This window comes from Winogradskyella ouciana, from assembly GCF_965284585.1.
Taxonomy (GTDB): Bacteria; Bacteroidota; Bacteroidia; order Flavobacteriales; family Flavobacteriaceae; genus Winogradskyella; species Winogradskyella ouciana.
Window position 1 is genome coordinate 1,209,526 of record NZ_OZ260095.1, and the last position, 25,622, is coordinate 1,235,147.

A 25,622-nucleotide genomic window follows, 5' to 3' on the forward strand; every position below is an offset into this window, starting at 1 on the left:
AGATTGTAAATTTGAGGTGTAACAAACGTAAATATGAAGTTATTTCTGGTACCAACGCCAATAGGAAATCTAAAGGACATGACCTTTAGAGCTGTTGAAGTTTTAAATGATGTCGATTTGATTTTAGCCGAAGACACCAGAACTTCAGGAAAACTCTTAAAGCATTTTGAAATTTCTACCCAAATGCAAAGCCACCACATGCACAATGAGCATAAAACGGTTAATGGTTTAGTTGAAAAGCTAAAGTCTGGAATGACCATTGCTGTGATAAGCGATGCTGGCACTCCTGCCATTTCTGATCCAGGATTTTTATTGGTAAGAGCTTGTGTAGAAAACAATATAGAGGTGGAATGTTTGCCTGGAGCAACGGCTTTTGTACCAGCATTGGTCAATAGCGGATTACCTAATGACAAGTTTGTTTTTGAAGGCTTTTTGCCGGTAAAGAAAGGACGTCAAACCCGACTTTTATTATTGGCAGAAGAAAATAGAACGATGATTTTTTACGAAAGCCCACATAAACTCATAAAGACGTTAGGGCATTTTTGTGAGTATTTTGGTGAGGACCGATTGGTGTCGGTGTCGAGGGAATTGACCAAGCTCTATGAAGAAACCATCAGAGGAACAGCTAAAGAGGTATTGGAACATTATACCAACAAACCACCAAAAGGCGAGATTGTAATTTGTGTTGCTGGGAAAAAGTGATGGAAGAACTACTCCACAACATAAGCCAATGCACTACATGTAAAGCTCACCTTCCGCTAGGCCCAAGACCTGTTGCAACGGCACATCCAAATTCTAAAATTGTGATTATAGGTCAAGCACCAGGAACTAAAGTCCATGAATCTGGAATTCCTTGGGACGACCAAAGCGGAAAGAAACTAAGACAATGGCTAAATGTTACAGACGAACAATTCTATAACACAGAAAACTTTGCCATTATACCAATGGGCTTTTGCTATCCAGGAAAAGGTAAAACAGGAGATTTACCACCAAGACCAGAATGTGCACCACAATGGCATGAGAAATTATTAGAGAAAATGCCCAAGGTTGAACTAATTATTTTAATTGGAGCTTACGCGCAGAAGTATTATTTAAAAGACAAGAAAACCTTGACAGAGCGGGTTGGCGATTACAAATCTTATTTGCCAAAGTATTTTCCGATTCCACATCCATCACCAACCAACAGATTTTGGCGTGCCAAAAACCCTTGGTTTGAGGAATTGGTGGTGCTTGAGTTGCAGAATAAAGTTAGTCAGGTTTTAAACTAACTGTTAATCCTTTTAACCCAATATTCAAAAATTCTATTTTGGTCGTATTCGTCAATTTGACGACTATAATTTTCTGAAGTCGGCATGTACCATTTTAAGTTATTGATTAAACATTGATAATGTGTTTCGTAAAAAGGATCTTCGATACAATAATAGTAATTAATAAAATTAACTTCAGGCTCCCATATATTTGTTAGTATAATATGTGCAATAACTGTTTTTTCTTTGTCTTTTAGAGCATCAACCAAATATGGAGTAATGCTTTTTCCTTTATTTTCTAAAATGGAAGCATTTTTATTGGTAACCTCAATTGTGGTAGCGTAGTTAGTATAAACTATGAATGAATCCCAAGATAGTGTTGAAATAAGTTTCTCTATTTCTTCCTTATCTATTTTATTTTGATTTATTGGTTGATTTACTTTTTCAGAGCATGAAATTAAAAGTGAAAATAACAAGAAAAGAAAGAATGCTTTTAGTTGTATTTTATTCATAAGTATTTAGGTCGGTTTATTCAAATGTATAATTTACGGTAAAAACCACAAACTAGGAATGAGTAAACACGTTAAATGAATTAGTAAAGAGGTTCAATCTAATTTGTCTAAAAGTCTAACTATCTAGGTTTCTGCCTTCGCAGGAATGACAATCTAATACTGACTCCCATCATGCTTACCAACCTCATAACCATGTTTTCCTAAATATTTATTGCCACTTTCCACAGCACCTTCTTCAATATCGGTTCCCATAGAGTCATTCCAACGGTTAAGATATCCGAAGAGCGAAATCACACCTAGCATTTCTACGATTTCACCTTCATCCCAATGCTTGTACAATCGCTCTTTAATTTCAGCATTAACGGCATTTGGTACTTGGCTTGCCGCCAAACTAAAATCCAATGCGGCACGTTCCGCTTCAGAAAACGCAGGATGCGTTCTGTATTCCCAAATATTGTCTAACTGCTCTTGTTCTGCACCATAACGTTCTGCAGCTCTAATGGCATGTGCTTGGCAGTATCTGCAACCTGTAGCATTACTACTTACCCAAGCAATCATACGTTTTAATGCTGAGGTTACACGACCTTCATTAGCCATTACAGCTTTATTTAAGTTTATAAATGCCTTGCTTATTGCTGGTCTGCGCTGCATGGTCAAAACTGAGTTTGGACAAAATCCAAGTGTCTCGTTAAAGAATTCTGCTAATGCTTTGGTTTCTAAATCATGCTCGGGAGATAATGGAGTCACTAATGCCATGGTTGTATTTTTAGTAGTATTTTTGAATGTACAAGATAGGAGTTATAACGTTTAATTTAAAAGAATATGGATCATAAAATCACAACACATTGGAAAGGCGGATTGACTTTTGAGTCGGATAATCCGAGTGGAAAATTTGTAACTATGGATACAGATGTTATGGGCGAAGAACGTAAAGGTTTGTCTCCCAAAGCCATGATGCTGTCATCCTTGGCAGGTTGCTCGGCAATAGACGTTATTTTAATGTTGGAGAAAATGAAAGTTGAAATCGATGACCTTAAGATTGAGGTGTCTGGTGAGTTAACCGATGAACATCCAAAATATTATCATTCCGTTTTAGTTGATTATCATTTTTATGGTTCAGATTTAAATAAAAAGAAGTGCGAACGCGCAGTGAACTTATCCGTTGAAAAATATTGCGGTGTTATGGAAATGTTTAGGCGTTTTGCAACAATCAATTTTAATATTCATTATCACATTGTGCTTACAAAATAATGACTTCACTTTATTACAAAAGCACTTTATGTGATTTTTTCTAATAAAATAAAGTATTGGGCATCATAACAAATTTCATATAAATAATTGACTTTCAATCAATTAAAAAATTAACTCTACAATTGAATTTAGAGGTTAACCTATCTCACCTACCCTAAAGCCTTGCTCAAAAAGTAACTTTATCACTGCAATTGAGATTTTTGCACGATTTAGTTATGAGTCAATTAAACAAATACAGTAAAACCGTTACCCAAGATCCAACACAACCAGCGGCTCAAGCCATGTTACATGCTATTGGATTAACAAAAGAAGATTTTTTTAAACCCATAGTAGGTATTGCTAGTACAGGTTACGAAGGTAATCCTTGTAATATGCACCTGAATGATTTGGCAAAACTTGTGAAGCAAGGCACACAAAACGAAGATGTGGTTGGGTTGATTTTCAATACTATTGGAGTAAGCGATGGTATATCTATGGGAACACCTGGTATGCGCTATTCATTGCCATCACGAGATATTATTGCAGATTCTATGGAAACGGTTGTACAAGCTATGAGTTATGATGGCTTGGTGACTGTGGTTGGATGTGATAAAAATATGCCAGGCGCATTAATGGCGATGATTCGTCTGAATAGACCAAGTATTTTGGTGTATGGTGGAACCATTGACTCTGGTTGCCACGAAGGAAAAAAACTAGATGTCGTGTCTGCTTTTGAAGCTTGGGGAAGCAAGGTTGCTGGAACCATGTCTGAGAATGAATATCAAAATATTGTTGAAAAAGCCTGTCCTGGTGCAGGTGCCTGTGGTGGTATGTACACAGCAAACACCATGGCTTCAGCAATTGAAGCTTTAGGAATGGCTTTGCCATTTAATTCGTCCAATCCAGCATTGAGTGATGCAAAAAAGCAAGAGTCGGTGAAAGCTGGTGAAGCATTGAGAACATTGTTAGAAAAGGACATAAAGCCTTCAGATATTATAACAAGGAAATCCCTTGAAAACGCAGTTAGATTAGTAACCATATTAGGAGGTTCGACCAATGCTGTTTTACACTTTTTAGCTATTGCTAGAGCAGCACAAATTGACTTTACACTTAAAGATTTTCAAGATATAAGCGATAACACGCCGTTTTTGGCAGATTTAAAACCAAGCGGAAAATATTTGATGGAAGACGTTCATGCTGTTGGAGGTATTCCTGCGGTATTAAAATACCTTTTAAAGAAAGGATTAATTCACGGAGATTGCTTAACCGTTACAGGAAAAACAATTGCTGAAAATTTACTGGAAGTTGAAGATTTAGCCGAAGGTCAGGACGTCATTAAACCCATAGAACAACCCATTAAAATTTCTGGGCATTTGAGAATGCTCTACGGCAATTTAGCAACTGAAGGATCTGTCGCGAAAATCACAGGTAAGGAAGGATTGTCGTTTAAAGGAAAAGCTAAAGTTTTTGAGGGTGAATATGCTGCCAACGATGGTATCAGAGATGGGAAAGTTGAAAAAGGAGATGTCGTGGTCATAAGATACGAAGGTCCAAAAGGCGGACCAGGAATGCCAGAAATGCTCAAACCAACAGCTGCAATTATGGGAGCAGGTCTTGGAAAAGATGTGGCATTAATTACAGATGGAAGATTCTCAGGAGGTACACATGGATTTGTTGTTGGCCATATCACGCCAGAAGCACAAGAAGGTGGAACCATCGCACTTGTAAAGGATGGTGATATGATTATAATTGATGCTGAGACCAATACAATTTCATTAGAGGTTTCGGAAGATGAACTTCAAAAAAGAAGAGAAAAATGGGAAGCACCAGAACTCAAATTTGAACGTGGTGTTTTATATAAATATGCCAAAACAGTTTCCTCAGCATCTAAAGGATGTGTAACGGATGAGTTTTAAAATTGAAATGAGAATGTCACTCTGAGCGCAGTCGAAGAGTATTGAAAAATTAAAACATGAAAGAAGCTCAAACCATAAACAAACAAGAAGAGCAAGTGTTAACAACACAAAGAACCTCAGGAAGTGAAGCCGTAGTAAAATGTTTATTGGCAGAAGGTGTCGATATTCTTTATGGTTATCCAGGAGGAGCGATTATGCCTGTATATGACGAATTATATAAATATCAAGATCAGTTACACCATGTATTAACACGACATGAGCAAGGCGCAACCCATGCAGCACAAGGATATGCTCGAATTTCGGGCAAGGTTGGTGTAGCGATTGCAACTTCTGGTCCAGGTGCCACGAACTTAATTACTGGAATCGCAGATGCCCAAATTGATTCTACTCCTATGGTTTGTATTACGGGTCAGGTCGGCTCTCATTTATTGGGAAGTGATGCCTTTCAGGAAACAGATATTGTTGGTATTTCTACACCTGTAACAAAGTGGAACCATCAGATTACCAAAGCTTCGGAAATACCAGAAGTTTTTGCTAAAGCGTTTTACATCGCAAAAAGCGGAAGACCAGGACCTGTGCTTATTGATATTACTAAAGATGCTCAATTTGAGGAATTTGATTTTACATACAAAAAATGCGAAGGCATTAGAAGTTACAAACCCGTTCCAGAAACAGATGAAAAATCTCTTAAAGTTGCAGCAGACCTCATTAATGATGCTAAAAAGCCATTAATAGTTTGGGGACAAGGTGTCATTTTAGGAAAAGCAGAAGAAGAGTTTAAAGCAGTTATAGAGAAAGCGGGAATTCCCTCTGCATGGACTATTCTTGGAGCCTCAGCAATTCCGTCATCACATCCTTTAAATGTTGGTATGGTTGGTATGCATGGTAATTACGCTCCTAATGTTTTAACTAATGAATGTGATGTGTTAATCGCCATAGGAATGCGTTTTGATGATAGGGTTACGGGAAATTTAGCCACTTATGCCAAACAGGCAAAAGTGATTCATTTTGAAATTGACCCAGCTGAGGTTAACAAAAACGTAAAAGCAGACATTGCAGTTCTTGGTGATGCCAAAACGAGCTTACAAGCTTTATTGCCATTACTGAATCCAAATTCTCATAGCGATTGGCATCAAAAATTCAAGGATTTATACAAAATCGAATATGAAAAAGTCATTAAAAACGATTTGCACCCAACCAAAGACGGTTTAACTATGGGTGAAGTGTTGAAAGAAATTAACACACAAACCAAAGGTGAAGCAGCGATTGTTACAGATGTTGGTCAACATCAAATGATTGCATGCCGCTATGCAGATTTTAAGGTATCAAAAAGTAATATCACCTCAGGTGGATTAGGCACCATGGGATTCGCGTTACCAGCAGCCATCGGAGCAAAAATGGCTGCTCCAGATCGCGAAGTGGTGATGATTGCTGGTGATGGTGGCTACCAAATGACAATACAAGAGTTAGGTACTATTTTTCAACAGAAAGTTCCTGTAAAAATCGTGGTTCTGAATAATGAGTTTTTAGGAATGGTGCGTCAATGGCAACAGTTGTTTTTTGATAAGCGCTATGCTTCAACAGAAATGGTAAATCCAGATTTCGTCGCCATTGCAAAAGGCTATGGTATTAAAGCGCAAAAAGTTTCAGAAAGACAAAATTTAAAGGATGCGGTAAAAGAAATGATAGATACTGATGGGCCATATTTTTTGGAGGTAAGAGTAGAAAAAGAAGACAATGTTTTCCCGATGATTCCTACAGGCGCAAGTGTTTCAGATATAAGATTAGAATAATGGAAGACCAAAAAAAACAATTCACGGTTTCGGTATATACCGAAAATAATATCGGGTTACTAAATAGACTTTCGGCAATATTCCAAAGACGCCATATTAATGTGGAAAGCCTAAACACTTCGGCTTCAGAAATAGAGGGTGTTTCACGATTTACAATCGTCGTAAGAATAACGGAATCCCAAATGAAGAAAATCATTGGCCAGATAGAAAAGCAGGTTGAGGTGATAAAAGCTTATTACCATACCGAAGACGAAATCATTTATCAAGAATCGTGCTTATTCAAATTCAAATCAGATTTGTTGTTTGATGAACGACAGATTCAGAATATAATAAAAGAAAGTAATGCTAGAATTGTAACCGTTAACAAAGAATTTTTTGTGATAGAAAAATCAGGAAGAAAAGAAGAAATAGATTTATTGTACAGGGAATTAAATGTTTTCGGAATAGGGCAATTCACACGTTCTGGACGAGTGGCAGTGACCAAGGATAAAATGAACATATCAAAGATGCTTGAAGCATTTCAGAATTAAAAAAATAAACTAAAAAACAATGGCAAATTATTTTAACACATTACCATTAAGAACACAACTAGAACAATTAGGAAAATGTAGATTTATGGATGCTTCAGAATTTGAAGATGGCATAGACGCATTAAAAGGGAGGAAAATCGTAATCGTTGGTTGTGGCGCGCAAGGATTGAACCAGGGTCTTAATATGAGAGATTCTGGCTTGGATATCTCTTATGCATTAAGGCAAAATGCCATTGACGAAAAACGTGCATCCTATAAAACTGCGACCGAAAATGGTTTTACAGTTGGTACGTACCAAGAACTTATTCCTTCAGCTGATTTGGTATTGAATTTAACACCAGACAAGCAACACACCAATGTTGTAAAAGCGGTCATGCCTTTAATGAAAAAGGGAGCGACACTAAGTTATTCACATGGATTTAATATTGTAGAAGAGGGTACAAAAATCCGTGAGGATTTAACCGTAATTATGGTAGCACCAAAATGTCCGGGAACTGAAGTACGAGAAGAATACAAAAGAGGATTTGGTGTACCAACGTTAATTGCAGTGCACCCTGAAAATGATCCTGAAAATAAAGGTTGGGCACAAGCAAAGGCTTATGCTGCTGCAACTGGAGGACATAGAGCTGGTGTGTTGGAATCGTCTTTTATCGCAGAGGTAAAATCGGATTTAATGGGAGAGCAAACCATTCTTTGTGGTTTGTTGCAAACTGGTGCAATCTTGTCATTTGATAAAATGGTCGAAGAGGGCATTGAGCCAGGCTATGCAGCAAAATTAATTCAGTTTGGTTGGGAAACGATTACCGAAGCTTTAAAACATGGTGGTATTACCAATATGATGGATCGTTTATCGAATCCAGCAAAAATCAAGGCTTTCGAATTATCCGAAGAATTAAAAGATATTATGCGTCCACTTTTTGAAAAACACATGGACGACATCATTTCTGGCCATTTCTCAAAAACCATGATGGAAGATTGGGCAAATGACGATAAAAATCTATTAAAATGGCGTGAAGCTACAGGCGAAACTGCGTTTGAAAAAACAGCATTGACATCAGACCACATAACAGAGCAAGAATATTTTGACCATGGAGTATTGTTGGTGGCTTTTGTAAAGTCAGGCGTGGAACTGGCCTTTGAAACCATGGTGAGCGCTGGTATAATTGAAGATTCTGCATACTATGAATCTTTGCATGAATTACCATTGATCGCAAACACCATTGCAAGAAAAAAACTATTTGAAATGAATCGTGTTATTTCAGATACTGCAGAATATGGTTGCTATCTATTCGATCATGCCTGTAAACCCTTGTTAATGGACTTTATGGAAAATGTTGACACGTCCGTTATTGGAAAACCATTTTCAAAATCAAACGGAGTAGACAATGTAGAATTGATTGCAATAAACGAGATCATTAGAAATCATCCCATAGAATCAGTTGGAAAACGATTACGTGCAGCCATGACTGCAATGAAAGCAATAAAAACTGAAGAAGTAAAAGAAACTACTTTAGCTTAAAAAGCCGACAAGTCTTTTAAGAAAAGAAGCAAGAAAGTCTCCGAAAGGGATTTTAAAGGAATGAACGAAACAAAAACAATATATAAGCCAACACTAAAAGCTGTTAAAGCTGCAGCAGAAAAACTTAGTGGAGTATCATCAGTAACTCCGTTAATTAAAAATGCGCAGTATTCAAAACTGTTTGGAGCCAACATCTATTTTAAAAGGGAGGATTTACAAGAAGTCCGTTCTTATAAAATCCGTGGTGCTTATAACAAAATCTCATCATTATCGGAAACTCAGGTTGAAGATGAAATTGTTTGTGCTAGTGCTGGAAATCATGCTCAAGGAGTTGCTATATCATGTAAGCTTTTAAAAATAAAAGGCACCATTTTTATGCCTGCACCAACACCAAATCAAAAGATTGAGCAAGTGCAGCTCTTTGGTGAAGATTATATCGATGTTGTTTTAATTGGAGACACTTTTGATGATGCTTATGATGCCGCAATTGAAGAATGCGAGAGATTGAACAAAACATTTATCCACCCATTTAACGACAAGAAAGTGATTGAAGGACAAGCTACGGTCGGACTGGAGATTATAGATCAGGCCAAGGTACAGCCAATTCACTATGTGTTTGTACCTGTTGGAGGAGGTGGTTTATCATCTGGATTGTCTTCAGTGTTTAAAATTTTATCACCTCAAACTAAAATAATTGGAGTAGAGCCAAAAGGAGCACCATCTATGATCACATCACTTAATAACAATCGGGTTACAGAGTTGAAATCGATAGAAAACTTCGTTGACGGAGCGGCTGTAAAGCGTGTGGGTGATTTAAATTTTGAGATTTGTAGAGAAACATTACACGATGTAATTACGGTTGATGAAGGCAAGATTTGTCAAACTATTTTAGACCTTTATAATAAAGATGCCATTGTTGTAGAACCTGCAGGCGCATTGAGTGTATCTGCTTTAGAACAGTACGCTGAGGATATCCATGAAAAAAATGTGGTTTGCATAATTAGTGGCAGCAACAATGATATTACAAGAACACCAGAAATTAAAGAGCGTGCCTTATTATACGGCAATTTAAAACACTATTTTATCGTTAAGTTTCCGCAACGTGCAGGTGCACTGCGTGAATTTGTCAGCACTATTTTAGGTCCAACGGACGATATTACCCATTTTGAATACACTAAAAAAGTCAACCGTGAAAACGATGTTGCAGTCGTTGGTTTAGAATTAAAAAAACCAAGTGATTTAGAACCTCTGATTACAAAAATGAAACTTCATAATTTTTATGGAGATTATCTCAATGACAAACCAGATTTGTTTCAATTTTTAATATAATTGCTAAAAAGAATACAATCAGGTGAAAGTACTTAAGTTTGGCGGCACGTCAGTTGCAAATGCCGAAAATATATCAAAGGTTATAGCGATTCTTGTTCAAGAATCCAAAAAGCAAAATGTTGCTGTAGTGGTGTCTGCACTCGGTGGTGTTACTGATGCTCTAATTAAAACAGGAGAACTTGCTACTGAAAAGGATGGATCCTACATCACGGTTTTTGAAAATATTAGAGAAAGGCATTTGGAAACCATACAAACTTTAATGCCAAAAGCTCAGTCAAATGCAGTAATTAAAACTGTTGAAGCAAAGCTTGAAGAGCTTAAAAATTTACTTCATGGTATTTATTTAATTAATGAATTTTCAGATAAAACGCGAGATAAAGTTTTAAGTTTTGGGGAGTTATTGTCCTCCTATATTATCTCTAAAGCTTTAAAATTAAAAATAGAAAAATCGTCTTTAAAAGATAGCCGAGAACTGATTGTAACCGATGACTTGCATTCACAAGCCAATGTAAACACTAACGAAACCAATATTAGAATTTCAAGTTTTTTTAAATCCAATAAAGATAAGGTGGTTGTATTACCTGGATTTGTTTCTAGAAGTGAAGAAGGAGAAACAACAACTTTAGGTAGAGGAGGCTCTGATTATACGGCAGCACTTATAGCATCTGCCTTAAAGGTTTCCGACTTGGAGATTTGGACAGATGTAAGTGGTATGTTTACTGCTAACCCTAAATTGGTAAAACAGGCATTTCCGATAGAAGAAATCTCATATCAAGAAGCTATGGAATTATCACATTTTGGAGCCAAGGTTTTGTACCCACCAACAGTACAGCCCGCTTTGCAGAAAAATATTCCTATATATATAAAAAATACATTTCAACCGGAAGCAAAAGGCACTTTAATTTCAAAAAAAGCAGCTTCAAAAAATGGCCCAGTTAGAGGGATAAGCCATGTAGAAAATATAGCACTCGTAACACTAGAGGGTAATGGTATGGTTGGTGTTCCTGGGTTTTCAAAGCGCTTGTTCTCTACATTATCCACAGCACAGATCAATGTGGTTTTAATTACCCAAGCATCTTCAGAACATTCCATTTGTGTTGGTGTTTATAGTGAAGATGCCAAGTTAGCTAAACGCATTTTAGACAATGAGTTTGCTTACGAAATATCGCTTAAAAAAATAAAGCCATTATTGGTTGAGGACAACTTGGCTATAATTGCGGTTGTGGGAGACAATATGAAAAACCATCAAGGTATTAGTGGTAGAATGTTTAGGTCTCTAGGGCAAAATAATGTAAATGTTAGAGCAATTGCTCAAGGAGCATCAGAACGAAATATTTCAGCGGTAATAGCTCATAAGGATATTAAAAAAGCTCTTGTTTCACTCCATAATAGATTCTTTGAAAAACAAGTAAAGACCTTAAATTTGTTTCTTGTTGGTGTTGGTAACGTAGGCTCAATATTACTAGATCAAATACTGCAGCAACAAGAATATTTAAACGAAAATTTGTTGTTAAATATTAAAGTCGTTGGAGTTAGTAACTCAAGAAAAATGGTTTTTGATGAGGAAGGGATTGACTTAAGACACTGGAAAGACCTTATTAAAAAAGGACAACCGAGAACAAATCAAACATTTTTTAACGCAGTTAAAGAGTTTAATTTAAGCAACAGCATTTTTATAGATGTAACAGCTAACGAAGATGTTGCTAATACCTATGCATCATATTTAAAGGAAAGTATTTCGGTAATAGCGTGTAATAAAATAGCGTGCTCATCAACTTATAAGTCTTATAGAGAATTAAAGGACTTGTCTAGAAAATACGGAGCGTCCTTTCTCTTTGAAACCAATGTGGGTGCAGGATTACCAGTGATATACACGTTAAACAATTTGATTAATTCAGGAGATAAAATTACTTCAATACAAGCTGTATTATCAGGAAGCTTAAATTTCATTTTCAACAATTTCAATGAAAACAACAGTTTCCACGATGTTGTAAAACAAGCGCAAAAAGAAGGCTATACCGAACCAGATCCTCGTATAGATTTAAGTGGAGTGGATGTTGCTCGTAAAATTTTGATTTTAGCAAGAGAAGCTGGTTATAGAATGGATTTAAAAGATATTAAAAACGAATCTTTTTTACCTAAAGGCAGTTTAGAAGCAAAGACCACGGACGAGTTTTACAAAATCTTAAAGGCAAATGACTCCCATTTTGAAACTATGTATGCAAAAGCAAAAGAAAAGGATTGCCAATTAAAATACGTGGCAGAATTTAATGAAGGTAAGGCAGCAGTAGGATTGAAAGCTGTAGACAAAAACCATCCTTTTTACAATCTTGAAGGCAAGGACAATATCGTATTATTTTACTCAGAACGTTATGCACAACAACCTTTAATCATAAAAGGTGCTGGTGCTGGCGCAGAAGTGACTGCATCAGGATTGTTTGCAGATATCATTACCTTAGGAAGAAATTAAGACTATGAACCAAGTTAAAATATTTGCTCCGGCAACAGTAGCGAACGTATCATGCGGTTATGATGCTATGGGTTTTGCTTTGCAAGCTCTTGGTGATGAAATGGTTTTTACCAAAACGGATTCTAATGCGGTTACAATTTCAAAAATAGAAGGTGCCAAATTGCCTTTTGAAGCCGATAAAAATGTAGCGGGAGTCGTTGCAAAATTAATGCTAGAAGATAGTAAGTCTGATTTTGGAGTAGATATTCAAATTTTTAAAAAATTTATACCAGGCAGTGGTTTAGGAAGCAGTGCTGCCAGTGCCTCTGGTAGTGCGTTTGCAATTAACCAATTGTTAGGGAATAAGTATTCAAACCTAGACCTCACAAAATTTGCCATGCAAGGCGAAGTTGTTGCTTGCGGTTCAGCTATTGCAGATAATGTTGCAGCAGCAATTTATGGAGGTTTTATTTTGGTGAGAAATTACGAACCTTTGGATATTGTTGAGATTCCTTCACCTTCAGAATTAGTGGCTACAATCATTCACCCACAAATTGAAGTCAAAACAGAAGATGCTCGTAAGGTTATAAAACCAGAAATACCTATAAAAACGGCTATTGCACAATGGGCAAATGTTGGTGGACTCATTAGTGGATTACATACCTCAGATTTTGATTTAATAAGCCGCTCATTGGTAGATTATGTAGCAGAACCGGCAAGAAAATATTTAATACCGTACTTTGATGCTGTAAAAAATGCAGCCATAGAACAGGGTGCATTGGGAGCAGGAATTTCGGGTTCAGGACCATCAATATTCGCTTTGAGTAAAGGAGTAGAAACAGCTAATAATGTTGCAGAGGCCATGAATAAGATATATAAAGACAAAAACATAGATTACAAAATCTATATCTCTAGAATTAGCACTCATGGAGCAAAAATTATAAATTCAGTTAACGCTAGTTTATAATACATACACTAATCAATCTAGCTTAAAAAGTATCGAATGAACTATTATAGTTTAAATCATAAAGCACCTAAAGTTTCATTTGAAGAAGCTGTCGTCAAAGGTTTGGCACCAGATAAGGGCTTGTACTTTCCTGAGGCGATTACAAAATTACCAGACACCTTTTTTCAGAATATTGAAAAGATGGATAATGTTACGATTGCTTATGAAGTGATTCAGCAATTTATAGGCAATGAAATCCCTAAAAATGAATTAAAAGCTATTCTTGAAGATGTATTGAATTTCGATTTTCCTGTTGAAAAAGTTGAAGACGATATTTACGCATTGGAATTATACCACGGACCAACAATGGCGTTTAAGGATGTTGGTGCAAGATTTATGGCGAGATGTTTAGGCTATTTTAATAAAGACAAAAAAGAAAAAAATGAGGTAACGGTTTTGGTGGCAACGTCTGGAGATACAGGAGGGGCAGTTGCCAGTGGGTTTCTTGGAGTAGATGGTGTTGAGGTTGTCATTTTATACCCAAGCGGAAAAGTAAGTGACATACAAGAAAGACAACTCACAACCTTAGGTCAGAATATTACGGCTTTGGAGGTTGATGGAGTTTTTGACGATTGCCAAGCGATGGTCAAACAGGCGTTTTTGGATTCGGATTATGAAGGAAAACGCGTGTTAACTTCGGCAAACTCTATAAACATTGCACGTTGGTTGCCACAAATGTTTTATTTTTTTATTGCTTATAAAGCATTAAAATCTAAAAGCAAAAAACTGGTATTTTCTGTTCCAAGTGGCAATTACGGAAATATATGCGCAGGAATGATGGCGCAAAAACTAGGATTGCCAATTCATCATTTTGTAACTGGCACCAATGCCAACAACGTAGTGCCAAACTATTTAGAAACTGGTAAATACGTAGCAAAACAATCAGTACAGACCATTTCCAACGCTATGGATGTTGGTGACCCAAGCAATTTCATCCGAATAAAAGAATTGCACAACAATAATTTTGAAACATTGCGCAATAATCTTTCGGGTTACAGTTATTCCGACGCAGAAACAACGGAATCTATTGAGAACCTATATTCAAAATTTAATTATATCGCAGATCCTCACGGCGCTATAGGATATTTAGCATTAAAAGCTTATTTGAAAGACAAAACCCATACACTGGGAGTGTTTTTGGAAACCGCACATCCAATAAAATTTTTTGGTGTTATGCCTAAAACCATTGCTAAAGAAATTAAAATGCCACCTCAGATCGAAGCTGTTCTAAACAAGGATAAGAAACGGATTAAAATATCCAATTACAATCAACTAAAATCATATTTGTTGAGCTAAACAAAGTAATTATGAGTCTTAAAGTAAATATTCCAAAAGAATTTCAAATTGAGAAACCACTACACCAGGAGACCTATTTGGTTAATGGTGAATTACGAATATGGAGAGGACAAACTTCAGAAGTGTATTCTACGATTTCATCAACTGATGACTATAAACCAACACTGTTGGGTACTATCCCAACCTTAGGAAAAAAAGAAGCAATTAGTGCGTTGGACGCTGCGGTTAATGCCTATGACAATGGTCAAGGTTTGTGGCCTACAATGAAGGTTGAAGACAGGATTGCTTGTATGGAAAAGTTTGTATCACAAATGAAAACCAAACGAGAGGAAGTGGTTAAGCTTTTAATGTGGGAAATTGGTAAAAATCTGCCAGACTCTCAAAAGGAATTTGATAGAACGGTAGAATATATTTACGATACAATTGAAGATTACAAACAAATGGATCGCGATAGTGCAAAGTTTCATAAACATGATGGAGTTAGAGCACATATAAGAAGAGGGCCATTAGGTGTTGTATTGTGCTTAGGACCTTATAATTACCCCTTAAATGAAACCTTCGCTTTATTGATTCCAGCTATCATAATGGGAAACACCACAATTTTTAAACCAGCTAAACATGGTGTATTGTTATTGTCTCCGTTATTGGAGGCGTTTCAAAATAGTTTTCCAAAAGGGGTAGTGAATATTTTATATGGAAGAGGTAGAACAGTGGCCGCACCAATTATGCAAACCGGTAAGGTTGATGTATTGGCTTTAATAGGAAATAGTAAATCTGCTAACGCGTTGCAAAACCAACATCCAAAAAGTAACAGATTGCGTTTGGTGTTAGGTTTGGAGGCTAAAAATCCTGCAATTGTTTTACCTGATGCAGACTTGGATCTTGCAATTACCGAATGTATTGCAGGCACCACATCATTTAATGGTCAACGCTGTACAGCATTGAAAGTGCTCTATGCGCATGAGGATATTGTGGAGGAATTCAACAAGAGATTTTCTGCCAAAGTAGATGCGTTAAAGTTTGGAAACCCATGGGAGGAAGGTGTAAAACTTACGCCTTTGCCAGAACCAGATAAGCCTGCTTATATTCAGGGCTTGATAGATGATGCTCTTGCAAAAGGTGCTATAATTATCAATGAAAAAGGTGGAGAAACTAGTGAAAATTATATTTTTCCCGCTGTACTTTATCCAGTGTCAAAGGATATGAGAGTATTTCAAGAAGAGCAATTTGGACCAGTAATTCCCGTAATTTCATTTAGTGATATCGAAGAGCCTTTGGATGATATGGCAGAATCTAATTACGGACAGCAAGTCAGCTTATTTGGTAAAGATGTTAATACATTGGCGCCATTAATTGACACTTTGGTGAATCTGGTTTGTAGAGTTAACCTCAATAGTTCTTGTCAGCGTGGACCAGATGTTTATCCGTTTACCGGTCGAAAGGATTCTGCAGTTGCAACGTTGAGCGTTCATGATGCATTACGTTCGTTCTCCATAAGAACGTTTGTGGCTTCAAAAGACAATGCCTATAATAATGAGATTTTACAAGATTTGTTGGATTCTAAAGCCTCAAACTTTGTTAACACGGATTATATATTGTAAACGAAACCAATGTGATTGCTGCGGCACCATAAGTAATAAAAAAAGCATCTTAAACAAGATGCTTTAAATATTGCCACCAGAATTAATCCCCTAACCCTAAAACTAGCGACTTTTCTTAATTTTATATTCTCGGTAAATCATTGTCATCTTTTAACGGTAAATTGGATTCACCCATTAAATATGTATCGACGTGATGAGCGGCTTGGCGACCTTCTGAAATTGCCCAAACAATTAAGGACTGTCCTCTACGCATATCACCAGCAGCAAAAACGCCAGGTACATTAGTTGTATAATCCTTTGTTGATGCTTCAATATTGGTTCTAAAATCCATATTGAGACCAAACTGGTCTGCAAGCGTTTTTTCTGAGCCCGTAAAACCAAGTGCCAATAAGGCCAACTCGCATTTCCATTCTTTTTCTGTGCCTTCAATTTCTACCAGTTGTGGACGCTCATCTGGTTTAAAAATCCATTCTACCTCAATAGTTTTCAAACCTTTTAGTTGACCATTTTTATCACCTAAAAATTCTTTGGTCGAAATACTAAAAAAACGTTCTACACCTTCTTGATGAGACGATGTTGTCTTTAACTTCATTGGCCAATAAGGCCAAGGCTGATGTGCTGGGCGACCTTCGGTTGGCTTGCTTAAAATTTCAAAATTGGTAACCGATTTCGCTCCGTGTCGATTTGAGGTTCCAATACAATCACTTCCTGTATCTCCTCCTCCTATAACAATTACATTTTTATCTTTTGCCGAAATAATATCTTCAAAATCCTTTAGGCCATCCACATACTCATTGTTCTGTTTTAGAAAATCCATGGCTTGAACAACACCTTTTAAGTCGGCTCCAGGAATTGGGATCTGTCGTCTTACAGTTGCTCCTCCACATAACACAATAGCATCAAACTCATCTTTCAACCTATTGGCATCAATATTTCCACCAACATGAGCATTGGTTTTAAAGGAAATGCCCTCTTCTTCTAGTACTTTGAGGCGTCTGTCGATGATATGTTTTTCCATCTTAAAATCAGGAATGCCATAACGTAATAAGCCACCGATCTTTTCGTCGCGTTCAAAAACGGTAACCGAATGACCTGCTCTGTTCAATTGTTGAGCAGCTGCTAATCCTGCTGGTCCAGAACCAACAACGGCCACAGTTTTACCAGTTCTTGTTTTGGGAGGTTGTGCAGTAATCCAACCTTCAGAAAAAGCTTGTTCAACAATATTTTTTTCGATGTTTTCTATGGTTACAGGATCTTCATTAATACCTAATACACATGCTTCCTCGCAAGGCGCAGGACATAAGCGACCCGTAAATTCTGGGAAATTATTGGTTTTGTGTAAAATCTCTGCGGCTTCTTTCCACTTGCCTTTGTAAACTTTGTCGTTAAAATCTGGTATTAAATTTCCAAGCGGACAGCCACTATGGCAAAATGGAATACCACAATCCATACAACGCGCACCTTGATTTTTCAACTTTTTTTCTTCAAGCGGAATGGTGAACTCCTTATAATTTGTAACGCGCTCTTGTGGCTTTACATAACTTTCGTTCTCTCGCTTATACTCTAAAAATCCTGTTATCTTTCCCATAATCTACGCAGTTTCTAATAGTTCTTGTTCTAATCTCAACAAAGCTTGTCTATATTCCTCAGGAAGTACTTTTTTAAATTCTGATAGGCTGTTTTTCCAGTCATCTAAAAGTCGTCTTGCCAAAGGGCTTCCTGTTGCCAGGAAATGATTTTCAATCAATTGTTCCAACTGTACTTGATCTTCAATACTTTGAACAGGGTCAATGTTTAAGTCCGCTCCATTGCAGTATTGCTCAAATGTGTTATCGCTATCCAATACATAAGCGATACCACCACTCATTCCAGCACCAAAATTTCGACCTACTTTTCCTAAAATAACAGCAACACCACCAGTCATGTACTCGCAACCATGGTCTCCGATGCCTTCTACAACGGCTTTGGCACCAGAGTTTCTTACGCAAAATCGTTCGCCCGCTTTACCATTGATGTAAACCTCACCAGAAGTTGCTCCATAAAGTGTCACGTTTCCGGTAATAATATTGTCTTCAGGAATGATGGTGCATTTTTCAGGTACCTTTATGATTAGCTTTCCACCCGAAAGTCCTTTTCCTAAATAATCGTTTGTGTTTCCATGCACCGTAAATCTTAGTCCTTTAGTTGCAAAGGCACCAAAACTCTGACCAGCTGAACCAGTGAAATCTATATTTATAGTGTCTTCTGGTAAACCATCGGCACCATAAATTTTTGAAATTTCGTTACTCACTATGGCTCCAACTGCTCTGTCTATATTTGTGATTGGAAGCTCCAGTTGTGTGTTTTGTCGTCTGAATAAAGCCTGATGTGCCTGCTTTATAATTTGAAAATCGAGATGTGATTCGAGAGCGTGGTCTTGTAGCTCTGTATTATATAACTTCACATCTTCAGCTACTTTAACTTTATGTAGAATTGGAGTTAAATCAATTCCTGATGCTTTGTAATGCTCAATAGCTTTATTGCGATTTAACTTTTGTACTTGACCAACCATTTCATTAACGGTTCTAAATCCAAGCTTTGCCATAATTTCTCGCAGTTCTTGAGCTACGAAATACATGTAATTGACTACATGCTCTGGTTTACCTTTAAACTTTTTACGCAACTCTGGATTTTGTGTCGCAATGCCAACAGGACAAGTGTTAAGATGGCATACTCGCATCATAATACAACCTGAAGCGACGAGTGGTGCTGTGGCAAAACCAAATTCTTCTGCACCTAACAAGCAAGCAATGGCTACATCTCGACCAGTTTTTAATTGACCATCACATTCTAATACGATTCGGTTTCTAAGGTTATTCATAACCAACGTTTGTTGTGCTTCCGCAATACCAAGCTCCCATGGTAAGCCAGCATGTCGTAATGAAGTTAATGGTGAGGCACCCGTTCCACCATCGAAACCAGAGATTAAGACTACATCTGCCTTGGCTTTTGATACACCAGCAGCGACTGTGCCAACACCAACTTCTGATACTAATTTCACATTGATTCTTGCGTCTCCATTGGCGCATTTTACATCGTAAATTAATTGTGATAAATCCTCAATGGAATAAATATCGTGATGAGGTGGTGGAGAAATTAATCCAACGTAAGGTGTGGAATTTCTTGTTTTGGCGATTTCAGGATTTACTTTTGGTCCAGGTAACTGACCACCTTCACCTGGTTTTGCTCCTTGAGCGATTTTTATTTGAATTTCGTTAGCGTTGGTCAAATAATTAGATGTTACACCAAAACGACCCGAAGCAACTTGTTTAATGGCAGAATTACGCCAATCTCCTTGCGAACTTTTATAAAAGCGTTCTTGGTCTTCGCCACCTTCACCCGAATTGGATTTTCCTCCAATCCTGTTCATGGCAATTGCTAAGTTTTCGTGCGCTTCTTTACTTATGGAACCGTAGGACATTGCACCTGTTTTAAATCGCTTGACGATTTCCGTCCAAGGCTCTACTTCATCAATCGGAATTGGGTCGAATTGATCGAATTCAAAAAGACCTCTAATAGTCATTAGATTTTTAGACTGGTTGTTTACCAACTCTGAATATTCTTTGAAAGTTGAGGCTTTATTTGTTCTAACGGACTCTTGAAGCTTAGCCACTGTCAATGGGTTGAACATGTGTTTTTCTTGACCTCGTCTCCATCTATAATCTCCACCAATTTCAATATTAGGCTCAACGTTTTGGTTAAATGCTTTTTTGTGGCGCTTTACGATTTCCTGTTCAATTTCTCGTAATCCTATGCCTTGAATGCGGGTTGGTGTATTCGGAAAATACTTATCTACCGTAGCTTTATTGATACCAATACACTCAAATAGCTGTGAACCTCGATAAGAATTCAATGTTGAGATTCCTATTTTGTTCATCACTTTCAAAATGCCTTTTCCGATGGCTTTATTGTAATTCTTAATGGCTTTGAGATATTCTAAATCTGTGACATCCTTATTATTAACTTGTTTCTGAACAATCTCGTTAACTATATATGGATTCACTGCACTTGCACCATATCCAAACAATAATGCAAAGTGGTGGACTTCACGAGGTTCTGCCGACTCAATAATAAGGCTAATTTGTGAGCGTTTTTTTAATTTGTGTAGAGCATGATTAACATAGGAGCAGGCCAAAAGCGCTGGGATTGGCGCGTGGTTTTCATCGACATATCGGTCTGAAAGTATGATGATGTTTGCTCCTTCATCAATAGCCTTGGACGCTTTTGTAACCAAATTTTCCAATGCTATTTCCAATTCATTTAAGCCTCGATTCACTTCATATAACATGGAAATCGATTCGATTTTAAAATCTGGATTGGTATCGTAATTTCTGATTTTATCTAAATCATGCTTAGATATTACAGGATTTTGAATTTTCAATTTTTTGCAATGCTCTGGACTTATATCAAATAGGTTAACATCGCTACCAAGTGTTAGACTGATGTCTGTAATCAACTCTTCTCTAATTCCATCTAAAGGCGGATTGGTTACCTGGGCAAACAACTGCTTAAAATAGTTGTAAACTAATTGTGGACGTTCTGAAAGTACGGCAATTGGAGCGTCGCTTCCCATGGAACCTATTGGTTCTTTGCCCAATTGGGCCATTGGTCTAATGAGGGTATTTAAATCTTCTTCCGTGTAACCAAAAACTATTTCGCGCTTTTTTAATTCAATTTCATCATAATTTATTGGTCCTTTCTTGGCAGAAAGATCCCTTAGGTGTACCATATTCTCATTAAGCCATTTTCTATACGGATGCAATGAGGCGATTTTCTCCTTTATTTCTTCGTCATTTACAATTCGGCCTTCATTCATATCCACTAAAAACATCTTGCCAGGTTCTAGCCTGCCATGGTGTTCTACGTTCTCTGGTTTTATATCTACCACTCCGGTTTCTGAAGACATGATAACATTACCCGATTTTGTAACTGTGTATCGAGAAGGTCGCAGACCATTACGATCTAGTACTGCACCTATATAATTACCATCTGTAAATGGAATGGAGGCTGGACCATCCCAAGGTTCCATAAGACAAGAATTGTACTCATAAAACGCTTTTTTGGCATCCGACATATTATCGTTTTTTTCCCATGCTTCTGGTACCAACATCATCATAGCTTCTGGCAAGGAACGACCTGTCATCAATAATAATTCCACAACCATATCTAAAGTAGCAGAGTCTGATTTCCCTTTTAATACCGTTGGGATAATTTTCTTGATATCCTCGCCAAATAGAGGACTTTTCATTATTTCTTCTCGCGAAAACATTCGAGACACATTTCCTCTTAAGGTGTTGATTTCACCGTTGTGGCAGATGTATCTAAAAGGTTGAGCTAAATCCCAAGTAGGAAATGTATTGGTTGAAAATCGCTGATGTACTAATGCTAATCTTGTATCTAATGCAGAATTGAACAAATCCAAATAATATTCATTAATATGTTCTGGTTTTAGCAACCCTTTAAAAATGATAATCTTTGTAGATAGACTTGGAAGGTAAAAGAATTTAGACTCTGATAATTTAGATTCGTAAATGGTATGTTCAGCAATTTTGCGAGCGGCAAATAATTTTAGGTTAAAGTCTCTATCGGATTGATTTTTATCAGACTTGCCAATAAATATTTGTTTTATGGAAGGCTCAGTGACCGTTGCGATGGCACCCAGTATATCACTGTTAACAGGGACATCTCTCCAGCCAATTAATTTAAGCCCTTGGTTTTTAATTTCTTTTTCAAAAACATCTATACAATATTGACGCTGATTTTCCTTTCTGGGCAAAAAGACATTACTTACTGCATATTCGCCAGCTTCAGGCAATTCAAACTCACAGAAAATTTTAAAAAACTTGTGTGGAATATCTATTAAGATACCAGCGCCATCTCCTGTAACACCATCTGCACTTACGGCACCACGATGCTCTAGCTTCACTAAAATTTCTAGTGCTTTGTGTATAATGTCATTAGAGCGTTTTCCGGTTAAACTACAAATAAATCCAGCTCCACAATTATCGTGTTCAAATTCCGGTAAATAAAGTCCTTGTTTCTTCAGCATAATTCCAAGTGTTTTAGAGCCTTCTGTGCTCTGTTTGAAAGGGTAATATATACTCTAATTATTGATTAAGAAAGAAGTGAAAATACTTTTCACAAATCGATAATTCAAGGCTTTCTAAATGAAAATTCGATAAATGTACTGGGTATTATTTGCGAAATAAACAATGAAAAAAATTCAGCAAAACTAAGATTGTATTGCGAAAACGTTTGCGAAAATATTGTTTAACTAATAATAATTTATAAAAACGCAAAAAAAGTAACAATAATTAAATTTCAAAATTGCTAATTTATCAAAATTTGAAAATAAATAAATTTAACCCCTAAAAAAATAGGGTATAAATTTATAAAATGATAAAAATATATTTTTTACCCTATTTAATTAGGGGGTATTTTTAAAGTTTATATAGATTTGGCTCGTCTAACTAATAAAATAGATTTTTTATGAAACGATTATTTACTTTAATGTTATTATTAATGGTAGCAGTAACTAACGCGCAAGAAGACGAGGAAAAAAAGTCATTTGAGATAAGCGGAAGTATTGATGCTTATTATAGGGCAAATTTAACGGCTCCAAACGATGAGAATGCTATCGCACCTGGGTCGTCCTTTGCTAACTTACCTGGCTTTGCATTGGGTATGGCAAATGTAATTGCCTCTTATGAAGGCGAAAAAGTTGGATTTGTTGCGGATTTAGTTTTTGGCCCTAGAGGAACTGATGCCATATTTGCTTCTCCAATGTACTCCGCAACAGGAAACATTGTTAACCAGTTATATGCGTATTGGAATGTTAGCGAAAGTGTTACCCTTACTTTAGGAAACTTTAATACCTTTTTAGGCTATGAAGTTATATCACCAGTAGCCAACTTTAATTATAGTACTTCTTATTTATTTTCATATGGGCCGTTTAGTCATACTGGATTTAAAGCTGACTTTGCCTTATCAGACGATTTAAATTTAATGTTGGGTGTTTTTAATGACACTGATTTAACTGAGTTTAATCCAACAGGAGATTATGCGGCCGGAGCGCAATTAGGCTATGCTGGTCAATATTTAAATGTACTATACGATCCATCATTTTTTGAAATTGATTTTACAGGTGGGTTCGATTTATCAGATGAGTTCTTCTTAGGTATCAATGCCGCTTATCTAGCTGTAGAAGATGATGGTCCAGGATTCATGGGTGCAGCTCTTTACCCTCAATACACAATTTCTGATGATTTTACACTTGGTTTAAGAGGAGAATACTTCGCTGAAGATGGCAATTTTGGGGCGATAGGATCTGGTGTTGCAGATACTAGTGTAATTACCGCGACACTTACCGGAAGCTATACTGTGGATAATTTAATCATTAAACCAGAATTAAGACTCGACAGTGCATCTGATGATGCCTTTATAGATAATGACCTAGCAGCAACTAAGAGTTTAGGGTCATTTTTAATAGCAGCTATTTATCAATTCTAACTAAATACTAATTAATAAAGATTTCCACCTGAGTGGAAACCAAAAACCAATTTTTATGAAAAAAGTTGAAGCAATTATCAGAAAATCCAAGTTTTCTGCAGTGAAAACCGCACTGCACGAAGTTGGTGTAAACTTCTTCTCGTATTGGGATGTTACCGGACTCGGTAATGAAAAAGAGGGACATGTTTACAGAGGTGTTACTTACAGCACAAGCGACATACAACGACGCTACCTTTCTATTGTAGTTAACGATGATTTTGAAGAGGTTACTATAAAAGCCATTCTAGAATCTGCTGCTACGGGAGATGTTGGAGACGGAAAAATATTCGTCTCTCACATTGAGGAAGTCTATAGAATACGAACGGGAGAAAAAGGAGGACAAACTTTAAAATAACTAACATGGAATTATTAACTACAAATAATGTATGGATGATGATCTGTACAGCACTCGTTTTCTTTATGCACTTAGGATTTGCATTTTTAGAAATCGGATTAACACGTCAAAAGAATACGATTAACATATTATTTAAAAATATCTTTATTATCACAGTAGGTTTACTATTGTATTGCTTGGTTGGCTTTAATTTAATGTATCCAGGAGACTTCAATGGATTTTTAGGATTTGCAGGATTTGGATTGGACTCACCACTTACAGATGCAGGCGCTTTAGATTTGGCCTATAATGAAGGTTATACCTACTGGACAGATTTCCTTTTCCAAGGTATGTTTGCTGCAACAGCCGCAACAATAGTATCTGGTGCCGTAGCTGAGCGTATTAAGATAGGTCCATTTATGTTATTTACAGTACTATATGTTGGATTAATTTATCCAATTGCAGGTTCATGGAAATGGGGTGGAGGCTTTTTACAAACTTTGGAAACTCCGTTTTATGATTTCGCTGGTTCTACTTTAGTTCATTCCGTTGGTGGTTGGGCTGCCGTTGTGGCCGTTTGTTTATTGGGCTCTAGAATAGGAAAATTTAAAGATGGAAAATTACAAGCTATTCCTGGTCATAACATTCCTATGGCAACAGCGGGAGTTTTAATCCTTTGGTTAGGATGGTTTGGTTTTAATGGAGGTTCTGTTTTGTCGGCAGATCCTGAACTAACCTCACTAACTTTAGTCACTACATGTTTGGCCGCTGCGGCTGGCGGTGTTGTAGCCGCTCTAGTTTCTACATTACGGTATAAAAATTTAGATTTAACTATGTTTCTAAATGGGATTTTAGGCGGTCTTGTTGGTATAACAGCAGGAGCAGACCAAATGAGCCCTACGGATGCTATAATTATTGGAGCCGTAGCTGGTGCGATTATCGTCTTTGCTGTGTCTTTAATTGATAGACTTAAGCTAGACGACCCAGTAGGTGCCATAGCCGTACACTTAGCTTGTGGTATTTGGGGAACTTTAGCAGTAGGTATTTTTGGGGATTTAGCGAGTGGAGCACAATTTGTTAGTCAGTTAATAGGTGTTGCCTCTTATGCTGCCATTTGTATTGTCTCATCTTTTATAATCTTATTTGTATTGAAGAAGACAGTTGGTATTAGAGTTTCTGAAAAAGAAGAATTAGAAGGGCTAGATGCCCATGAACATGGTATGGATGCATATCCAGATTTTAGACTAAACGAACATTGATAGATTGTTTTAAA

At 36.9% G+C, this 25,622-nt stretch carries 19 protein-coding genes; 15 read left to right on the forward strand and 4 right to left on the reverse strand.

Annotated features, from left to right (window positions below; genetic code table 11):
- Positions 1 to 33: 33 nt before the first annotated feature.
- Together rsmI and ACQ65V_RS05435 are read left to right on the forward strand one after the other, a co-directional pair.
- A complete protein-coding gene (gene rsmI, locus ACQ65V_RS05430; RefSeq protein WP_430467166.1) occupies positions 34 to 702 on the forward strand; it encodes a 16S rRNA (cytidine(1402)-2'-O)-methyltransferase in 669 nt (222 codons plus the stop codon).
- Positions 702 to 1,268 (forward strand): uracil-DNA glycosylase family protein, encoded by a 567-nt coding sequence (locus ACQ65V_RS05435; protein WP_430467167.1) that lies wholly within the window; start codon positions 702 to 704, stop codon positions 1,266 to 1,268. The genes rsmI and ACQ65V_RS05435 overlap by 1 nt, the downstream gene beginning before the upstream one ends.
- Here ACQ65V_RS05435 and ACQ65V_RS05440 read toward each other — a convergent pair.
- Together ACQ65V_RS05440 and ACQ65V_RS05445 are read right to left on the reverse strand one after the other, a co-directional pair.
- Positions 1,265 to 1,759 carry a hypothetical protein gene (locus ACQ65V_RS05440; RefSeq protein ID WP_430467168.1) on the reverse strand — a complete coding sequence of 165 codons (495 nt, stop codon included), beginning with the start codon at positions 1,757 to 1,759 and terminating at the stop codon, positions 1,265 to 1,267. The genes ACQ65V_RS05435 and ACQ65V_RS05440 overlap by 4 nt on opposite strands.
- Before the next feature lie 153 nt (positions 1,760 to 1,912).
- Entirely contained in the window at positions 1,913 to 2,515 is a 603-nt protein-coding gene (locus ACQ65V_RS05445) for a carboxymuconolactone decarboxylase family protein (RefSeq protein ID WP_430467169.1), read from the reverse strand.
- Between the two features lie 66 nt (positions 2,516 to 2,581).
- Between ACQ65V_RS05445 and ACQ65V_RS05450 the strand changes: the two genes are divergently transcribed.
- The 10 genes from ACQ65V_RS05450 (at position 2,582) to ACQ65V_RS05495 (ending at position 16,428) form a co-directional block, all read left to right on the forward strand.
- Entirely contained in the window at positions 2,582 to 3,010 is a 429-nt protein-coding gene (locus tag ACQ65V_RS05450) for an OsmC family protein (protein ID WP_430467170.1), read from the forward strand.
- 215 nt (positions 3,011 to 3,225) lie between these two features.
- Positions 3,226 to 4,905, forward strand: a complete 1,680-nt coding sequence (gene ilvD, locus ACQ65V_RS05455; RefSeq protein ID WP_430467171.1) for a dihydroxy-acid dehydratase — start codon at positions 3,226 to 3,228, stop codon at positions 4,903 to 4,905.
- 56 nt (positions 4,906 to 4,961) lie between these two features.
- A complete protein-coding gene (gene ilvB, locus ACQ65V_RS05460) occupies positions 4,962 to 6,698 on the forward strand; it encodes a biosynthetic-type acetolactate synthase large subunit (RefSeq protein WP_430467172.1) in 1,737 nt (578 codons plus the stop codon).
- Complete coding sequence (gene ilvN / locus ACQ65V_RS05465) at positions 6,698 to 7,228, forward strand: acetolactate synthase small subunit (RefSeq protein WP_430467173.1); 531 nt, start codon at positions 6,698 to 6,700, stop codon at positions 7,226 to 7,228. Before ilvB ends, ilvN begins: the two co-directional genes overlap by 1 nt.
- Before the next feature lie 19 nt (positions 7,229 to 7,247).
- A complete protein-coding gene (gene ilvC / locus ACQ65V_RS05470; protein WP_430467174.1) occupies positions 7,248 to 8,747 on the forward strand; it encodes a ketol-acid reductoisomerase in 1,500 nt (499 codons plus the stop codon).
- A gap of 60 nt (positions 8,748 to 8,807) precedes the next feature.
- Positions 8,808 to 10,076: a threonine ammonia-lyase gene (gene ilvA / locus ACQ65V_RS05475; RefSeq protein ID WP_430467175.1), complete on the forward strand. Its 1,269-nt coding sequence runs from the start codon at positions 8,808 to 8,810 to the stop codon at positions 10,074 to 10,076.
- 22 nt (positions 10,077 to 10,098) lie between these two features.
- Positions 10,099 to 12,546 (forward strand): bifunctional aspartate kinase/homoserine dehydrogenase I, encoded by a 2,448-nt coding sequence (thrA, locus tag ACQ65V_RS05480; RefSeq protein WP_430467176.1) that lies wholly within the window; start codon positions 10,099 to 10,101, stop codon positions 12,544 to 12,546.
- Between the two features lie 4 nt (positions 12,547 to 12,550).
- The gene (locus tag ACQ65V_RS05485) at positions 12,551 to 13,492 is read left to right on the forward strand and encodes a homoserine kinase (RefSeq protein ID WP_430467177.1); all 942 of its coding nucleotides are present in this window, start codon (positions 12,551 to 12,553) and stop codon (positions 13,490 to 13,492) included.
- A gap of 36 nt (positions 13,493 to 13,528) precedes the next feature.
- Positions 13,529 to 14,827 carry a threonine synthase gene (gene thrC / locus ACQ65V_RS05490; RefSeq protein WP_430467178.1) on the forward strand — a complete coding sequence of 433 codons (1,299 nt, stop codon included), beginning with the start codon at positions 13,529 to 13,531 and terminating at the stop codon, positions 14,825 to 14,827.
- An 11-nt stretch (positions 14,828 to 14,838) separates the two neighbouring features.
- On the forward strand, positions 14,839 to 16,428 hold the full coding sequence (locus ACQ65V_RS05495; RefSeq protein ID WP_430467179.1) for an NADP-dependent glyceraldehyde-3-phosphate dehydrogenase: 1,590 nt from the start codon (positions 14,839 to 14,841) through the stop codon (positions 16,426 to 16,428).
- Positions 16,429 to 16,549: 121 nt separating this feature from the next.
- Here ACQ65V_RS05495 and ACQ65V_RS05500 read toward each other — a convergent pair whose 3' ends face one another.
- The gene (locus ACQ65V_RS05500) at positions 16,550 to 18,016 is read right to left on the reverse strand and encodes a glutamate synthase subunit beta (RefSeq protein WP_430467180.1); all 1,467 of its coding nucleotides are present in this window, start codon (positions 18,014 to 18,016) and stop codon (positions 16,550 to 16,552) included.
- A gap of 3 nt (positions 18,017 to 18,019) precedes the next feature.
- The gene (gene gltB, locus ACQ65V_RS05505; protein WP_430467181.1) at positions 18,020 to 22,516 is read right to left on the reverse strand and encodes a glutamate synthase large subunit; all 4,497 of its coding nucleotides are present in this window, start codon (positions 22,514 to 22,516) and stop codon (positions 18,020 to 18,022) included.
- Positions 22,517 to 22,956: 440 nt separating this feature from the next.
- On the opposite strand from gltB, the gene ACQ65V_RS05510 reads away from it, so the two are divergent.
- The 3 genes from ACQ65V_RS05510 to ACQ65V_RS05520 are packed head-to-tail and all read left to right on the forward strand — an operon-like array spanning position 22,957 to position 25,608.
- A complete protein-coding gene (locus ACQ65V_RS05510) occupies positions 22,957 to 23,976 on the forward strand; it encodes a porin (RefSeq protein ID WP_430467182.1) in 1,020 nt (339 codons plus the stop codon).
- 55 nt (positions 23,977 to 24,031) lie between these two features.
- On the forward strand, positions 24,032 to 24,370 hold the full coding sequence (locus ACQ65V_RS05515; protein WP_155089105.1) for a P-II family nitrogen regulator: 339 nt from the start codon (positions 24,032 to 24,034) through the stop codon (positions 24,368 to 24,370).
- A 5-nt stretch (positions 24,371 to 24,375) separates the two neighbouring features.
- Positions 24,376 to 25,608, forward strand: a complete 1,233-nt coding sequence (locus ACQ65V_RS05520; protein WP_430467183.1) for an ammonium transporter — start codon at positions 24,376 to 24,378, stop codon at positions 25,606 to 25,608.
- Positions 25,609 to 25,622 lie beyond the last annotated feature (14 nt).

Bases quoted from the DNA above. Each gene is read 5' to 3' on its own strand.
- ACQ65V_RS05510 (WP_430467182.1), top strand. From the start codon at position 22,957: ATGAAACGATTATTTACTTTAATGTTATTATTAATGGTAGCAGTAACT.
- thrC (WP_430467178.1), top strand. From the start codon at position 13,529: ATGAACTATTATAGTTTAAATCATAAAGCACCTAAAGTTTCATTTGAA.
- ilvN (WP_430467173.1), top strand. From the start codon at position 6,698: ATGGAAGACCAAAAAAAACAATTCACGGTTTCGGTATATACCGAAAAT.
- ACQ65V_RS05520 (WP_430467183.1), top strand. From the start codon at position 24,376: ATGGAATTATTAACTACAAATAATGTATGGATGATGATCTGTACAGCA.
- ACQ65V_RS05445 (WP_430467169.1), bottom strand. From the start codon at position 2,515: ATGGCATTAGTGACTCCATTATCTCCCGAGCATGATTTAGAAACCAAA.
- ACQ65V_RS05495 (WP_430467179.1), top strand. From the start codon at position 14,839: ATGAGTCTTAAAGTAAATATTCCAAAAGAATTTCAAATTGAGAAACCA.
- ilvA (WP_430467175.1), top strand. From the start codon at position 8,808: ATGAACGAAACAAAAACAATATATAAGCCAACACTAAAAGCTGTTAAA.
- ACQ65V_RS05500 (WP_430467180.1), bottom strand. From the start codon at position 18,016: ATGGGAAAGATAACAGGATTTTTAGAGTATAAGCGAGAGAACGAAAGT.
- ACQ65V_RS05515 (WP_155089105.1), top strand. From the start codon at position 24,032: ATGAAAAAAGTTGAAGCAATTATCAGAAAATCCAAGTTTTCTGCAGTG.
- ACQ65V_RS05485 (WP_430467177.1), top strand. From the start codon at position 12,551: ATGAACCAAGTTAAAATATTTGCTCCGGCAACAGTAGCGAACGTATCA.
- ACQ65V_RS05435 (WP_430467167.1), top strand. From the start codon at position 702: ATGGAAGAACTACTCCACAACATAAGCCAATGCACTACATGTAAAGCT.
- rsmI (WP_430467166.1), top strand. From the start codon at position 34: ATGAAGTTATTTCTGGTACCAACGCCAATAGGAAATCTAAAGGACATG.
- ACQ65V_RS05440 (WP_430467168.1), bottom strand. From the start codon at position 1,759: ATGAATAAAATACAACTAAAAGCATTCTTTCTTTTCTTGTTATTTTCA.
- ilvC (WP_430467174.1), top strand. From the start codon at position 7,248: ATGGCAAATTATTTTAACACATTACCATTAAGAACACAACTAGAACAA.
- ilvD (WP_430467171.1), top strand. From the start codon at position 3,226: ATGAGTCAATTAAACAAATACAGTAAAACCGTTACCCAAGATCCAACA.
- ACQ65V_RS05450 (WP_430467170.1), top strand. From the start codon at position 2,582: ATGGATCATAAAATCACAACACATTGGAAAGGCGGATTGACTTTTGAG.
- gltB (WP_430467181.1), bottom strand. From the start codon at position 22,516: ATGCTGAAGAAACAAGGACTTTATTTACCGGAATTTGAACACGATAAT.
- ilvB (WP_430467172.1), top strand. From the start codon at position 4,962: ATGAAAGAAGCTCAAACCATAAACAAACAAGAAGAGCAAGTGTTAACA.